This is a genomic window from Paenisporosarcina quisquiliarum, assembly GCF_043641925.1.
GTDB classification, from domain to species: domain Bacteria; phylum Bacillota; class Bacilli; order Bacillales_A; family Planococcaceae; genus Paenisporosarcina; species Paenisporosarcina quisquiliarum_A.
This window is the reverse complement of sequence record NZ_JBHZRU010000016.1, coordinates 30,923-46,629: the sequence shown is the minus strand read 5'-3', so window position 1 is coordinate 46,629 and position 15,707 is coordinate 30,923. Positions and strand designations below refer to the sequence as shown.

The 15,707-nt window shown below is 36.9% G+C and carries 17 protein-coding genes and 1 riboswitch; of the genes, 5 read left to right on the top strand and 12 right to left on the bottom strand.

Features of this window, described 5'->3' with window-relative positions; translation table 11 throughout:
• Nucleotides 1–76: 76 nt before the first annotated feature.
• From ACHUE4_RS12315 to ACHUE4_RS12265, 11 genes are all read right to left on the bottom strand, one after another.
• Nucleotides 77–1,264, bottom strand: coding sequence for a dicarboxylate/amino acid:cation symporter (locus tag ACHUE4_RS12315; RefSeq protein WP_394190448.1), 1,188 nt, complete (start codon nt 1,262–1,264; stop codon nt 77–79).
• 712 nt (nt 1,265–1,976) lie between these two features.
• Nucleotides 1,977–2,807, bottom strand: a complete 831-nt coding sequence (locus ACHUE4_RS12310) for a MetQ/NlpA family ABC transporter substrate-binding protein (protein WP_394190446.1) — start codon at nt 2,805–2,807, stop codon at nt 1,977–1,979.
• Between the two features lie 59 nt (nt 2,808–2,866).
• Nucleotides 2,867–3,535: a methionine ABC transporter permease gene (locus ACHUE4_RS12305; RefSeq protein ID WP_394190444.1), complete on the bottom strand. Its 669-nt coding sequence runs from the start codon at nt 3,533–3,535 to the stop codon at nt 2,867–2,869.
• The gene (locus ACHUE4_RS12300) at nt 3,528–4,553 is read right to left on the bottom strand and encodes a methionine ABC transporter ATP-binding protein (RefSeq protein ID WP_394190442.1); all 1,026 of its coding nucleotides are present in this window, start codon (nt 4,551–4,553) and stop codon (nt 3,528–3,530) included. Before ACHUE4_RS12300 ends, ACHUE4_RS12305 begins: the two co-directional genes overlap by 8 nt.
• Nucleotides 4,554–4,766: 213 nt before the next feature.
• Nucleotides 4,767–4,873: riboswitch (SAM riboswitch) on the bottom strand.
• 60 nt (nt 4,874–4,933) lie between these two features.
• Nucleotides 4,934–5,239, bottom strand: coding sequence for a thioredoxin family protein (locus ACHUE4_RS12295; RefSeq protein WP_394190440.1), 306 nt, complete (start codon nt 5,237–5,239; stop codon nt 4,934–4,936).
• Between the two features lie 15 nt (nt 5,240–5,254).
• Entirely contained in the window at nt 5,255–5,596 is a 342-nt protein-coding gene (locus tag ACHUE4_RS12290) for a toprim domain-containing protein (protein ID WP_394190438.1), read from the bottom strand.
• A 71-nt stretch (nt 5,597–5,667) separates the two neighbouring features.
• On the bottom strand, nt 5,668–6,048 hold the full coding sequence (gcvH, locus tag ACHUE4_RS12285) for a glycine cleavage system protein GcvH (protein ID WP_394190436.1): 381 nt from the start codon (nt 6,046–6,048) through the stop codon (nt 5,668–5,670).
• A gap of 72 nt (nt 6,049–6,120) precedes the next feature.
• On the bottom strand, nt 6,121–6,483 hold the full coding sequence (locus tag ACHUE4_RS12280; RefSeq protein WP_394190434.1) for an arsenate reductase family protein: 363 nt from the start codon (nt 6,481–6,483) through the stop codon (nt 6,121–6,123).
• A 78-nt stretch (nt 6,484–6,561) separates the two neighbouring features.
• Nucleotides 6,562–8,346 carry an acyl-CoA dehydrogenase family protein gene (locus tag ACHUE4_RS12275; protein WP_394190432.1) on the bottom strand — a complete coding sequence of 595 codons (1,785 nt, stop codon included), beginning with the start codon at nt 8,344–8,346 and terminating at the stop codon, nt 6,562–6,564.
• A gap of 52 nt (nt 8,347–8,398) precedes the next feature.
• Complete coding sequence (locus ACHUE4_RS12270) at nt 8,399–9,574, bottom strand: acetyl-CoA C-acetyltransferase (protein WP_394190430.1); 1,176 nt, start codon at nt 9,572–9,574, stop codon at nt 8,399–8,401.
• Between the two features lie 29 nt (nt 9,575–9,603).
• Nucleotides 9,604–11,970, bottom strand: a complete 2,367-nt coding sequence (locus tag ACHUE4_RS12265) for a 3-hydroxyacyl-CoA dehydrogenase/enoyl-CoA hydratase family protein (RefSeq protein WP_394190428.1) — start codon at nt 11,968–11,970, stop codon at nt 9,604–9,606.
• Between the two features lie 716 nt (nt 11,971–12,686).
• Here ACHUE4_RS12265 and ACHUE4_RS12260 point away from each other — a divergent pair.
• The 5 genes from ACHUE4_RS12260 (at nt 12,687) to ACHUE4_RS12240 (ending at nt 14,892) form a co-directional block, all read left to right on the top strand.
• On the top strand, nt 12,687–12,947 hold the full coding sequence (locus ACHUE4_RS12260) for a hypothetical protein (protein ID WP_394190427.1): 261 nt from the start codon (nt 12,687–12,689) through the stop codon (nt 12,945–12,947).
• Nucleotides 12,944–13,258 (top strand): spore coat protein, encoded by a 315-nt coding sequence (locus ACHUE4_RS12255; protein WP_394190425.1) that lies wholly within the window; start codon nt 12,944–12,946, stop codon nt 13,256–13,258. The genes ACHUE4_RS12260 and ACHUE4_RS12255 overlap by 4 nt, the downstream gene beginning before the upstream one ends.
• A 72-nt stretch (nt 13,259–13,330) precedes the next feature.
• Nucleotides 13,331–13,651, top strand: a complete 321-nt coding sequence (locus ACHUE4_RS12250) for a thioredoxin family protein (protein WP_394190423.1) — start codon at nt 13,331–13,333, stop codon at nt 13,649–13,651.
• A 133-nt stretch (nt 13,652–13,784) separates the two neighbouring features.
• Entirely contained in the window at nt 13,785–14,252 is a 468-nt protein-coding gene (locus tag ACHUE4_RS12245; RefSeq protein ID WP_394190421.1) for an STAS domain-containing protein, read from the top strand.
• 115 nt (nt 14,253–14,367) lie between these two features.
• Complete coding sequence (locus tag ACHUE4_RS12240; protein ID WP_394190419.1) at nt 14,368–14,892, top strand: C39 family peptidase; 525 nt, start codon at nt 14,368–14,370, stop codon at nt 14,890–14,892.
• On the opposite strand, the gene ACHUE4_RS12235 is transcribed toward ACHUE4_RS12240, so the two are convergent.
• The gene (locus ACHUE4_RS12235) at nt 14,876–15,703 is read right to left on the bottom strand and encodes an STAS domain-containing protein (protein ID WP_394190417.1); all 828 of its coding nucleotides are present in this window, start codon (nt 15,701–15,703) and stop codon (nt 14,876–14,878) included. The genes ACHUE4_RS12240 and ACHUE4_RS12235 overlap by 17 nt on opposite strands.
• Nucleotides 15,704–15,707: the final 4 nt, after the last annotated feature.

Below are 15,707 nucleotides of genomic sequence, written 5' to 3'. Positions count from 1 at the left end.
CTATGACGCTTTGTTATCCTATCATAGTAAATTTGACCTGTAAACAAAACGGCGAATAGTCGGAATAGACGTAATATTAAGATTCATTTTTCTCTAATACCATTGATTTACTTCGAGTAAATCGATCTACAATCATGGATAATGCACCATCACCAGTGACATTTGTAGCTGTACCAAAGCTATCCTGCGCTAGGTAAAGTGCAATCATTAATGCAACCATTGTTTCGTTAAAACCTAGCATTGAGCTTAGTAATCCAATTGCAGCCATAACAGCTCCACCTGGAACTCCTGGAGCAGCAATCATTGTAATACCAAGCATGAAAATGAATGGAATAATTTTTGTGATTTCAATGCTTTCTCCATTTAATAAAAGAACCCCGATTGCACAAGTTACTAGTGTAATCGTACTTCCTGATAAATGGATGGTAGCAAACAAAGGAACTGTGAAATCTGTGACTTTTTCAGAAGCCCCTGTTTTTCGAGCTTGTTTTAAAGTTACTGGTATCGTTGCTGCAGACGATTGTGTTCCTAGAGCCGTAAAATACGCAGGTGACATGATTTTCATTAATCTAAATGGATTTTGTTTATTTAAAGCACCTGCGAATGAATATTGTAAGATTAACATTGTAAAGTGTAAAAGAATAACAATAACAAAGACAATTGCAAATACAGAAAGGATCTTCGCAACTTGTCCGCCAAATGTCATATTCATAAAGATTCCAAAAATATGTATTGGGAGTAATGGAATAATGACATGATTGATTACTTTTTCAATGATGACGTTAAATTCTGTAAAACCTTTTAATAGAACATCACTCTTTGTAGCGGCCATACCAATTCCAAAAATAAATGCTATTAATAAAGCACTCATAATACCAAAAGCTGGAGGCATATCAACTGTGAAGAAAGCCGTTGCTAAAAATTCTTCAGGATTTTCAAAAGATCCTACAGCATTTGGTTTAATAAAGTTTGGCAATACGTTCATGCTGACCGCAAGTGCTAGGAAACCTGCTACTATAGTCGATGAATAGGCGAAAAATGTTGCTAACCCTAAAAGCTTTCCTGAACCTTTGCCTAAATGCGCAATTCCAGGAGCAATGAAAGCAATAATTATTAATGGCACAACGAAACCTAAAAAGTTACCAAACAAACCATTAAAGGTTGCAAGTAGACGTACTAAACTTTCAGGCGCTACAGACCCAATGAGAATTCCTAGTGCAATTGCTAGTGCGATTCTTGCAAGTAAACCAATTTTTATCTTCATCAATGATGTCCTCCTCTATTGTACAAGTGTTCTCTCTAGAAAGATAAAAACACTTTAACACACCTACTTGTTAAAGTGAATGTCTTATAAAATAGGCGGAATAATCAATTTTTATAGCATTTTAACATTGTAATACTATGGGAATTTGGTCCGTGAAGATTAGAAGCCACTTCAAACTGATGACAAAAGAATAAATAATATGTTGCACTTTATTAAAAATGAATGTGGTCAGCTATTTAATTCGCTTTCCGTGGACGAAACGCTAGTCTCCTCGGCTGTTTAAGACCTATGCTCCTGCGGTTACTCGACGCAAACGAATTGTGCACAATTCGTTGCCTGTGGGGTCTAGCGTATTTCGTTTTTCCGCAGGAGTCTTCAGAAATAGCCGACCACTTTCCTACTGAAATAGTTTGGAGAGGTATAATCAACCGAAGATGATGAAATGTCCAAAAATGATTAGTAAATTAAATTTTTTAAATCTCCTTTAATGGATTTACAGTGATTTCAGTTGATTGAAATGGAGGCGGCGACTCCGAGAGGATTAGCAAGAGCTTTAGACCCTGGACTGAGCCTCGCGAAGGAAGCGGCTAAAGCCTTGCCCTCCGGAAAGCGTCCGGCGCAATGGAAATCAACATTTATCTCTATGGGACCTTTTTTATTTGTCCACAATAAAAGACGCCGAAGTTCTCGGCGTCTTTCCGTTTAAATATCTTTATTTTACTGGTACGACTGAGCCGCCCCATTCTTCTAATATAAAGTCTTGAATTTCTTTAGAAGTTAACACTTCTACTAATGCTTTAATTTCTTCGTTATCTTCATTACCAGATTGTACGGCAATAATATTTACATAAGGTGACTCTGAATTTTCAATCGCAATCGAATCCTCTAAAGGATTAATACCAGCATCAATTGCGTAGTTTGAGTTAATCAATACTGCATCACCTTCTTCGTTCTCATATAACTGAACAAGAAGAGCAGCTTCGTACTCTGCTTCGAATTGAAGATCTTTTGGATTGTCCACAATGTCTTTCACTTCAGCTTTTGTTTTATCAATGCCTTCAGCGAGTGTGATTAAACCTTCTGCTTCTAACATCGATAGAATACGTCCGTGATCAGCTACTGAGTTACTAATTAGAATTGACGCACCTTTTGGAAGTTCCTCTAAAGAATCATATTTTTTAGAGTAAACACCGATTGGTTCAATGTGAATTCCACCAGCATTTTCAAATTCGTACCCGTGGTCTGCTATTTGAGACTCTAAGTAAGGTACATGTTGAAAGTAGTTTGCGTCTAAGTCGCCATTTTCTAAGTCTTCATTTGGAAGGATATAATCTTGATATGTTTCAATTACAAGATCGATTCCCTTCTCTTCAAGCAACGGTTTTGCTTGTTCTAAGATTTCAGCATGAGGCACATTCGAAGCACCTACAACTAATTCTTTGTTTTCTCCATTTGAACCTGATGTTGAATCACTATCTGTTCCACATGCTCCTAATGTTAACGCACTTACTGATAATAATATTCCTGCTACAAATTTCTTCATGATTTCTCTCTCCCTTTTTTCTAATTTATATGTGAACGAGATTACTCGTTGGCACCAATCTAACGTTTGTCTGCTCTTGTTGTAATCGCATCGCCAACCCATTGGACGATAAACACAATAATAAGGATGAGCACTGTCGAAACAAGAACTACATCTTCTTGACTTCTTTGAAATCCATCTAAGTATGCTAAGTTACCTAATCCTCCAGCACCTATAATACCCGCCATAGCTGTATAACCCACTAAAGCAATAGCTGTAACAGTAAGACCAGATAGTAACGCGGGTAATGATTCTGGCAATAAAACCTTCCAAATGATTGTAGAAGTTTTTGCTCCCATCGAACGAGAAGCCTCAATGACGCCTTTATCAATTTCACGTAAAGCAATTAAAACCATTCGTGCATAAAAGGGTGCTGCGCCAATAATTAGTGCTGGTAGTGCTGCATTTGCTCCACGAATCGTATCTAACAAGAACTTCGTAAACGGGATTAGCAAGATGATTAAAATAATGAACGGGATGGAACGAAAGATATTTACAAACGCGCCAGTCAACCAATAAACCATCTTATTTGCCCATACTTGATGTGGACTCGTTAAGAAAAGCAAAATCCCTAAACCTAGTCCAATCACAAATGTGAAGCCTGTTGCCATTGCGGTCATATATAAAGTTTCAAGTGTTGCTTCCCACATTTTGTCCCAATCAACATTTGGTAGAAGGTTTTCAATCATGTGAAATCACCTCCGTTTGAACTTCTTGATCATGTAAGTACTTAATCGCTTCATCAATAGATATCGCATCGCCATCAAGTTGTAAGTACAAGGTTCCATATGCACCGTTTTGAGTTTGTTCAATATTTCCTTGAACAATATTCACTTCTACTTGAAATTGCTTAATTAAACGAGATAAGATTGGCTGCTCTGTCCGATCTCCCACAAAAACTAATTTGACTAATTTCCCTGTAGGATATTGTTCTTTTAAATGAGCAATTGTTTGATTCGCTGTTACGTTTCCACTAATTTGTGAAACGAAACGTTTCGTAATCGCTTGCTTTGGAGCTTGAAAGACTTGAAGAACATTTCCTTGTTCAACAATTTTGCCAGCCTCCATAACAGCAACACGATGGCATATTTTTCGAATTACGTGCATTTCATGTGTAATTAATACAATAGTCAGACCAAGTCGATTATTGATATCCACTAATAATTCTAGAATTGAATCGGTTGTTTCAGGATCTAAAGCTGAAGTAGCTTCATCACACAACAACAGATCAGGTTGATTGGCAAGTGCACGAGCAATTCCGACACGTTGTTTCTGTCCACCTGATAGTTGAGATGGATAGGCTTTCTCTCTACCGGTTAACCCTACAAGTTCGATTAATTCTTTCACTCGCTTTTGGCGCTCTATCTTACTGATTCCAGCTATTTCTAGCGGGAATGATATATTGTCTTCTACTGTTCGTGACCACAATAAATTAAAATGTTGGAATATCATGCTAACTTTTTGTCTTGCTAGACGGAGTTGATGACCTTTACTAGCTGATATGTTTTGACCATTCACTGTTACTGAGCCTTCAGTAGGCTTTTCTAATCCATTCAACAAACGGATCAATGTACTTTTCCCAGCACCACTGTATCCAATGATTCCAAAAATTTCGCCTTGATTAACTGTTAAATTGATATGATCTACTGCCTTTAATTCACCATTCGTTGTTTGAAACGTTTTCGATAGATTCTCCAATACAATCATCATACTCACCTCTTTTATTCCAATAATTTTTAGTAATTTCTACGATTGCTAATAAGTAAGGAATACTTGTACTCAATATTTCTCTTCCTTTGCGTATCCCCGTTAGTGTTCCTCTCAACCAACAAAATTATTTCATTTGAGGGAACAAAAAAGCCCCTTCTGCAGACAAGCAGAAGGGACATAAGCGCATAGATATATATACGTTAGACCATTCTCTCATCTATCAAAGCAATTGCTTTGAGTGAATTGGCACCATTTCACAAATTGTGACGGTTGCTGGGTTTCATAGGGCACTATCCCTCCACCTCTCTTAATAAGAGCAACGATATAAAATTTTTAAGTACGAATGATAATGTAACATGTTCAATTTTCTTCGTCAATTATTTTCTTTTTAATTTTTCGTATAAATAAGGTACTGAGTGAAATGCATATATTTTTTCACGAACTTTTCCCTGCTCAGTTATTAATAAACAAGGAACACTTTCAATTTGATAATCGGCGGCCAATGACTCTACAAAATTCAAATTCGCTTGACCAATCTTAACGTCTACCATCATTTCTTTAACAACTGACAGCATTTTCGAGGCAACTTGACAGGTTCCACACATTGGCGCGTACAAGTAATATGCTGTCATTTCTTCGCTCATCGAAGTAGTTTCCCACTCTTCTCGAGTCCATTCTTCCATACCTATTACATCCTTTTAACCGCTAAATTCTTTTTTTACATCAATATGTGCATTTAATAATATTGAGGCTAACACTTTTAGAGGGGTTGTGGCAACTTCTTTAAACTTTTCATCTGTATATAGATGTCGTGCTTCAGGAAACACTCGTTTGCAAATTTGTCGGAGTTTTTCACCTGAAGCATCTGCATCCGCGAATATAAATATCTCATACTCTTCGTAAGGAGTTAATAGTTCTTCAATTTTAGTTGGACTGGCAGTTCCATTTGTACAAATAATCTCAAGTGGTTCTGCTAATACCATATTGATTCTGAGCTTATCTGATCTTCCTTCCACAACAATCACTTTATCACTACTCATCCTCTTCACTCCTAAATTAAATTCAGTGTAAAGAAAAAACGCCGAAAAGTGATCGGCGTTTTTTAAGTCTATTACTCTTTAGTCATTTCTTCATATTGCTCTGCCGTCATAAGTGCATCCACTTCAGCAGTATCTGTAGGCTCAACTACGATCATCCATGCATTTTCATATGGTGATTCGTTTACATATTCAGGGCTGTCTTCTAATTCACTATTCACTTCAATTACCTTACCGCTAATTGGTGCATAAAGTTCAGAAACAGTTTTAACAGATTCAACACTTCCGAAAGGTTCGTTCGATTTAATTTCATCGCCTACTTGTGGTAGTTCAACGAATACGATGTCACCCAGTTCTGACTGTGCAAAATGTGTAATTCCGATACGTGCTTTACCATCTTCTACTTTAACCCATTCATGTTCTTCAGAGTAACGTAAATCTTTTGGTGTGCTCATATTATACCCCTCCACATATGTAATCTTTTCAATTTCAGTTTGACATAATCACCGACTAAAAACAAGATATGTTCAAACTCTTTTCCAATTCTCAGCGAAATCTGAATCTTTAAATCCAACCGTTACTTTTTCACCATCTGTCACAAGAGGTCGCTTAATAAGCATTCCGTCAGAAGCTAGCAATTCTAACTGCTCATCATCTGACATAGTCGGGAGTTTATCCTTTAAACCTAACTCTCTGTATTTCATGCCACTCGTATTGAAAAACTTTTTAAGTGGAAATTCACTCGTTTCTACAATCTTTTTCAATTCTTCTTTTGAAGGCGGAGTTTCTACTATATGTACATCATGATACTCAATTCCTTCAGCATTTAACCAAGACTTTGCTTTTTTGCACGATCCACAATTAGGATATCCATAATACGTAATAGCCATTATTCTACCTCCTATTTTTATTTATAGTATCAAAAAAGAAACCCGAACGCCTCATCAGAAGCGGTCGGATTTGGTTATTTAGACAATATACTTTTCTGCATCAATAATTTTCACGGATGCTTCACGTTTTTTAGCAATTACATTGTAAGGAGTTGAACGAGTTAATTTACGAAGAGCTGAAAGCATCATACGTAAGTTGTCTCCTTCTACAGCTGCGATTAATGTTTCTTTCGCGTCTTTTTCGATACACTCGAATGCTTCTTGACAGAAGATTTGTGTATATAGAAGTTTTTGGTTCGCTTTTTCAACACCATCACGTTGAATCGCTTTTTCTGTACGCAATACAGCTGATTCCATCGCGAATAAATTATTAACGATATCAGCAATGTTTGCTAATACTTCTTGCTCAGTTTCAAGCTTAGCACCATAACGTTGCGCAGCTAAACCAGCAGCTAACAAACCAATTTTCTTCGCATTTTGTACAAGTACTTTTTCTTGAGCTAATGGTGCGTCCTCGATTTCCTCAGGCATCATCATTAATAACTCTTCTTGAAGTGCTTTTGCTTTTTGAAGAAGTGGAAGTTCACCCTTCATCGCTTTTCGAAGGAAAGTTCCAGGGATCAACAAACGATTAATTTCATTTGTTCCTTCAAAAATACGGTTAATACGTGAATCACGGTAAATACGTTCTACTTCATATTCTTGCATAAAGCCATACCCACCATGTAATTGAACCGCTTCATCTGCAATGTAATCTAAAACTTCTGTACCAAATACTTTATTGATTGAACACTCAATTGCATATTCTGCAATTGAAGCTGCAATCGCTTTACCGTCTTTTTGTTCTTCCGCACTTAATTGACTCATGCGATCTTCGAAATAACCAACTGTACGATAGATTAAGCTTTCAGATGCATATAAGCGTGCAGCCATTGTAGACAATTTTTCTTTTGTTAAATTGAAAGACGAAATCGGTGTTTTGAATTGTTGACGTTGGTTTGTATAAGCAACTGTTAATTCAAACGCACGTTTAGAAGCACCTACTGTACCTACTCCCAATTTGTAACGTCCAATGTTTAAAATATTGAATGCAATCACATGGCCACGGCCAACTTCACCAAGTAGGTTTTCTACTGGGATTTGAGCATCTTGAAGGATTAAAGTACGTGTCGAAGATGATTTAATCCCCATTTTCTTCTCTTCCGCACCTACAGAAACTCCATCATATTCACGTTCTACGATGAATGCAGAGAAATGTTCTCCATCAATTTTTGCATAGACAACAAATACATCAGCAAATCCTGCGTTTGTAATCCATTGCTTTTCGCCATTAAGTACATAATGAGTACCTGCTGCATTTAACTTAGCAGATGTTTTCGCACCTAAAGCATCTGATCCTGAACCAGGTTCTGTTAATGCATACGCTGCAATCAATTCACCAGTTGCTAGCTTAGGTAGGTACTTTTGTTTTTGTTCTTCATTACCAAAAAGAACGATTGGTAGTGATCCAATTCCAACATGAGCACCATGAGTAATCGAGAAACCACCAGCTTTTGACATTTTTTCAGCGATTAAAGCCGAAGAAATTTTGTCTAATCCAAGGCCATCATATTCCTCAGGAACATCAGCACCAAGAAGACCTAAATCCCCTGCAGATTTTAATAGTTTTACTGAGTGTTCAAATTCATGGTTTTCAAGTTTTTCAATGACAGGAAATACTTCATTATTAACATACTCTTCTGTTGTTTTAGCAATCATTTTATGTTCATCTGTAAAATCTTCTGGTGTGAATACGCGATCTAAAGCCACGTCTTCTACTAAAAAGCTTCCGCCTTTAATCATATTCTCAACTGAATTCGTCATGTTTAGTTCCTCCTATTATATAAATCATGGCTAATCTATTTTTTGACAAGTATTAAAGAATTTCAAATACTCCAGCAGCACCCATTCCGCCACCAATACACATCGTAACAACACCAAATTGTTTGCCTTGACGTTTTAATTCATGAATCATTTTGATTGTTAAAATTGATCCAGTTGCCCCTAGTGGATGACCTAATGCAATAGCTCCACCATTAACATTTACTTTATTAATATCAATTCCTAAATGACGAATAACTTGAATCGATTGGGATGCAAATGCTTCATTAAGCTCCCAAAGATCAATATCTTCAATTGATAAGCCAGCGATTTTAAGCGCTTTAGGAATAGCAACAATTGGTCCAATTCCCATTACCTCAGGAGGTACTCCACCAACTGCAAATGATCGGAATTTAGCAAGAGGTTTTAGTCCTTGTGCTTCCGCAACTTCACGATCCATAACAAGTAGTGCACCCGCTCCATCTGAAGTTTGTGACGCGTTACCAGCTGTTACAGTACCACGGGCATTGAATGCTGGTCGAAGTTTCGCAAGAGTCTCCATATTCGTGCCTTCACGAACACCTTCGTCCATTTCGAACATAAATGTTTTTTCTTGTGGTTTATTGTTTTCATCCACATAACGTTTCGTTACTTCAACTGGTACGATTTCATCTGCATACTTACCAGCTGCGATTGCAGCTGCAGCATTCGCATGAGAACGAACAGCAAATTCATCTTGATCTTCACGGCTAATACCATACTTCATAGCAACTTGCTCTGCTGTATGACCCATCCCCATATAATACTGAGGTGCTGTTTCTGCTAATTTAGCATTTGGTCGAATTGTATTCCCCATCATTGGAACCATACTCATCGATTCAACACCACCAGCAATAATCGCTTGAGAGTGTCCTAACATAATTCGTTCTGATGCATAAGCAATCGATTGCAAACCTGATGAACAGAAACGATTGATTGTAATTGCAGGAGTTGTATCTGGTAATCCAGCTAAAGCTCCAATATTACGTGCAACATTCATACCTTGTTCGGCTTCTGGCATTGCACATCCTAGTATTAAATCATCGATTGGACCATCATATCCGCCAGCTCTACGTAATGTTTCTTTAATGACCAATGCCCCAAAATCATCAGGACGAACTGTTGCTAAAGAGCCTTTTTTCGCTTTCCCTACAGGTGTTCTTGCACCTGCTACAAGTACTGCTTCGCGCATAAGTTTTCCTCCTTTTACCCAATCGCAACCTAGTTACGTAAAGGCTTTCCTTTTACTAACATGTTTTGCATTCTTGCTTGTGATTTAGGTTCTGCAACTAAACTTAAGAATGCTTCACGTTCTAAATCAAGTAAGTATTGCTCATCTACTAATGTGCCGTACGGTACTTTTCCGCCAGCTAACACAAATGCTAATTTTTTCGCTATTTTCAAGTCATGTTCGCTAACAAATCCTGATAGGAATAAACCTTCTGCTCCTAAAAGTAATGCTGCATAACCAGACTCACCAGTTACAGGAATTTTTTCACGTAGTGGTGCTTTATAGTTTCCTTCATACAAGGCCAAAGCTGCTTGTTTCGCATCATAGATCAAATGGTCTGCATTCACACTGATTCCATCGGCGAAATTCAAGAAATTGTTTTCTCTTGCTTCTTCACCAGAAGTTGAAACTTTCGCCATAGCGATTGTCTCAAACACTTTTGAGGCAACGTATAGATAATCTGTATGAACACCGTTTGGTAAGCCTTTTAAATGCTTCATGTATAACTCTTTGTTTCCGCCTCCGCCTGGAATCAGACCAACGCCGACTTCTACTAAGCCCATATACGTCTCCATTGATGCTTGGATGTGTGCAACCGGTAAACAAACTTCAGCACCACCGCCAAGAGTCATGCCAAATGGTGCAGCAACGACAGGTTTTGAACTGTATTTGATTTTCATCATGGCATTTTGGAAAGCTCGAACTGTGAAATCAAGTTCAAAAATATTATCATCTTGTGCTTCCATTAAAATCATGCCAAGGTTTGCACCGACACAGAAGTTTTTGCCCTGGTTCCCAATGACAAGCCCCTTGAAGTTCTTCTCAACTTCATCAACTGCAAAGTTAATCATTTGTAAAATGTCTAATCCAATCGCATTTGATTGTGAATGGAATTCAAGAAGTGCAATTCCATCTCCAAGGTCTATTAAACTAGCACCTGAATTCTTTTTAATAACGCCATGTTTCTTTTTATATCGTTTAAGATTAATGACTTTTTCATTTGTTGGAATCAATTCGTATTCTGTTCCGTTGAAGAAATAAAGATCTCCATCTTGTTCAAAATAGAATGACTCATGACCACTATCTAATAGAGATTGAACGAAGGTAGGAATTTCTAATCCTTCAGCCTTCATTTTTTCAACTGATTCTTTCACACCTAATGCATCCCACACTTCAAATGGTCCCTGTTCCCAACCGAAGCCCCACTTCATAGCGTTATCGATGGCTACGATATCGTCAGCAATTTCACCATGTAGTTTTGCTGAATACACAAGCGTTGGAGCCAAAATACTCCATAATAACTCACCTGTACGGTCATTCGCATAAGTAAGCGTTTTTACTTTAGCAGCTAACCCTTTTTGTTGTTTCGCCATTTCTAGTGATGGTGTTCTCAACTTTTTAACAGGTTCGTATTCCATTGTTTCTGTATTTAGCTCAAGAATTTCTTTGTCTTTCTTCAAGAAGAAACCTTGACCTGATTTTGCACCTAACCAACCATTTTCAAGCATTTTGTTTAACACCGGAGGTAATTCAAATACTTTTTGTTCTTCTCCAGTTGTTTGGTCATACACATTTTTAGCGACATGACCGAAAGTGTCTAAACCGACTACATCTAATGTACGGAATGTTGCTGATTTCGGTCGACCAATTGCTGGACCTGTTACCGAATCAACCTCACCTACTGAGTATCCTCTTGCTAACATTTCACGAAGTGTAATCAGTAAACCATACGTTCCGATCCGATTGGCAATAAAGTTCGGTGTGTCTTTCGCAAGCACAACGCCTTTACCTAACTTATCTTCACCAAATGATTTCATGAACTCTACGACTTCCGGAAGTGTTGTTTCTGCTGGAATAACTTCAAGCAATTTTAAATAGCGCGGTGGATTAAAGAAATGCGTTCCAAGGAAGTGCTTTTGGAAATCATCTGAACGACCTTCACTCATTGCATTGATGCTAATACCCGATGTATTTGATGTCACAATCGTTCCCGGTTTACGAACAGCATCAATTTTTTCATATAACCCTTTTTTAATATCTAAGTTTTCAACAATTACTTCGATAATCCAATCTACATCTTTCAACTTGTCTAAATCATCTTCAAAGTTTCCAGCAGTAAGCAAAGCTAGATTTTTCTTAGAAGCTAATGGAGCAGGCTTTTGTTTTAGTAATTTAGTAAGTGCAGTTTGAGCCACACGATTTCTTGCTGCCGAATTTCCCTTTTCGTCCTCTGATAAATCTCGAGGTACCATATCTAATAACAATGTAGGAATACCGATATTTGCTAAGTGTGCTGCGATGCCAGAACCCATAACGCCCGATCCTAAAACTGCCGCTTTTTTAATTTGAAATGACACTTGAAAAACCTCCTCATCAAATTCTTGAATGAATACTCATTCATTTTTAAATCAAAAAAAATAGAAACACCATCTATGAATCTAATACTAGATCATTTTCTCTTTTTTCGCAATATTTAAATGACAAAAGAATTGGTTGAAAATCTCGATTTACAACTTTTTTCAATACGGAGATTTCCATTGTAGATGGACGCTTTGCGACGAAGCTTTCGTAGCGATGCAGAAGTAAATGTTTTAAGCCAGCTTCTACTACAATCCATCAATAAATAAAACTGAACTCAATTATAGGCGTATTTATAGTTGGAACGATCTTCTATGAGACACTTTTTTATCGGCTTGATTTAGTTTTAAACATTTATCAATCAACCTGACAATTTTATCAATCAAACTGGCGATTTATCAATCAAATTGAACATTTATCAATCAAATTCATGCCTTTATCAATCAAACTCGTCTCATAACCTAGTTAACTAGGTTAAATCAAATCGAACTACCTCTTGATCATGCTGATTTAGAAAACATTTTTCACAATCGTGTATATGCATAATTATGGGTTCTACTTACTGAAAAATTTCATGTAAATCTTTCTCATACCAATTTATGAATGTCGAATGAGTATTATGCATAGTTATTCTAACTTTTTTAAAAGAAATTGATTTTGTATACATGCGATGATAGCGCGCATACTAAGTCAGACTTTAAAGGAGGTTTTATTTGTGAATTTATTTTCTCAACCAGCTGATCAACAAGCGATGTATCCAGAACCACCAAAAATGGTATCTTCCAAAGACCTCTTATATTTGAGCGATATGTTGTCATGGAATTTACTAGCATCTAAAAAAATGGATTGGGTCGCACAGACATGTCAGCTTCCCGACATCAAAAAAGAGTGTGAATCTGCACAAAAGATGCATTCAAAACATTATGATGAGATTTTAAAATTCTTAAAACAAAACGAAGGAGGTCCGATGTCATGAATAAATCAACCGTTCAAAATACAGAGACTCCTTATGCAGAAACGCCTCAATTAAATGATCGAGATTTAATTAGTGATGCTTTGTCTATGGAAAAACATTTATCCAGTGCCTATGAAACAGCGACTCAAGAAGCGAGTCATGATGCACTTTATCAAATGATTTTTTCTCAATTACGGGATATTTCAAAACAACAAAGAAACTTCTATGATCTTCAATTTAAACATGGTTGGTATGCACTGACTCCTGCTGATTCAAAAGAAATACAACAAACAGTTCAACAATACCAAGGATATAAACAACAGCTTCAATAAGGAAAACAAAATGCTATTCTTACAATGAAATACCATGTAAACTGTTCCTAAAGACCAAGGAGGAACGATTACATGAAAGCTATTTCAACGATTGAAGAATTTAACCAAATTATATCTAAAGATGAAGAAGTCATCGTCAAATTCACGGCTGGCTGGTGTCCAGACTGCACAAGAATGGATATGTTCATTGATCCTATAATAGAAGAATATAAACAATATAAATGGTTTGAAATTAACCGTGATGAACTGCCTGAAGTTGCAGATAAATATGATGTTATGGGCATTCCGAGTTTATTGATTTATCAAAATGGGGATAAAAAGGCGCATTTGCATAGTGCGAACGCGAAATCACCTGAGCAAGTAACAGAATTTTTACAAAGCCAAAACGGGTAGACCTTGTGTCTACCTTTTTTATTATGTCGATTTAACTGGTTAGATTATGAATAAACCACAAATTTCACTAATACAGGTGCAACACACTATTAGGTAGTGCTATACTTTAAGAAAAATAGCTTTGAGGTGCAAAATGTCACAAGAACTTGAAATACAAGAACTAAAAGAACAAATTAAATACTATCAAGGAATTATTAAAAACATGGCATCCCCTATTATCCCTTCAGTAGTACCAAGTACAATTTTGGTGCCGATTGCTGGTCATATGTTTAAAGAAAGATTCGATAGTATTCGAACAAATACTTTAGCCTATATCGGAAAGCATCGTGATACTGAAAAAGCTATTTTTGATTTTACAGGTGTTACTGTAGAAGATATTCAAGCGTTTGATTATACAGAGTTAACAGATGAGCTTTATCAATTAAACAATTCTTTAAAATTGATGGGTGTTCGTCCCATCTATGTTGGATTTAATCCAAGATTCGTTCGAGAAATCGTTCAAGCGGGAATTCAAGTAGAGCTAGAATCTCATATCTCATTCCGTGCAGCTTTACAAATACTAATAAAAGAAAATAATCGGTCACTAAACTCATTAGGTTAAGTGTCGGTTTTTTTTTCGCTTAATAATACTTTGAAGTCTTTATATTTTACAAAAAAAGAGTTTTTCCGTACTGTGAAATCAGACGGAAAAACTCTTTTTTTATTGAGGTGAAAATATGCGAGTTCTATTAGATCTAGAAGGTTTCTCTCAATACGATGCGTCCATTGATGAAAATTATCATGCATCAGCATGTGGTCCTGTAACGGCGTGGAGCATTCTTCGTTTTTGGATGCCCAATTCCTGTCCCTATCAAATTAATCAATTATACGGATTACTCGGGGGTACGCGGATTGGTTTATTCACGTGGCGTTTCAAGCGTAATTTACGGAAGTTGCTTGGCCCAAACTGGACCATAGAATCTTGTACGATTGAAGAGGCTAAAGCAGAGTTACTGGCTGGTCATCCTGTTGCTTGTAAGTTCGATCGGTATTTTGGTTTGCGATGGTTTAGCAAATTTGAATTTGCTTATCATTGGGTACCACTCATTGGGTTTGAAGAAAAAGAAAAAGGCTTAACACTCATTCTCCATGATAACGGAGGAAGAAATCGTGCTAGCCAAATTCGTTATGTCTCTTATGAAAATAATAAAGATATTTTAACCTTCGTTAAAATGGCACCTCATACTAATTTGATTGAATAACAGATAGAGCTCGTTTAAGAGATGAATAACTTCCTACTTTGCCGAAATCCAATCCTAAATGGACTAGCGTTTGGGCAATAATTGGCGAAATTCCACTAACTGTACCTGTTACACCTATTAAGGATAGCGCATCCAGTAAACTAAACAATTGTTGCGCTACGAATGTATCAATTGTTTGGACCCCAGATAAATCAATGATGAGATGTTTGATTTGTAAACGAGAAGCTTCTGTTAAAGCACGCTCTTGTAAAACACGTGATCTTTCAGCATTCATTGAACCGATTAATGGCAAAACAGCGATATCATCATTGATGGAAACGACTGGCACGGATAGTTCGACAACCATTTGTTGTGAGAAGGCTAATTGTTCTTGGTCATGACGAACAAATGGAACACTGAAAAAATAAACAACATCGTTAATGGAACGATCTAGCACATCAATTACATCATACAATTCGTTTGCACTTAAATTTAATTTTTGAGCTTCATATTTAATGACGCTGCCAATCGTATTTCGATAATGAGGTACTTCGCGAAGCATCATATCAATTGTGATTTGTTGCATTCTAGCCGTGTACGTTCCGGCTCTTTCTCCCCACTCTTTTAAAACAAAAACGCGCTGTTCTTCGGTCATCCCTAAACAAGCGCCATATAATTCGACAAGTTCGATACGTAGTGGATACAAGTCTAACTCTACGCTTTTCAGTTCAGGATAGCGTGCATTTTGTTCCTCTGTAATAATACGAGCTAAATCTTTCGATTGCTCAAGTATACAATCTTTCATATGCATTAAATGTGTAACAATATCCACAATC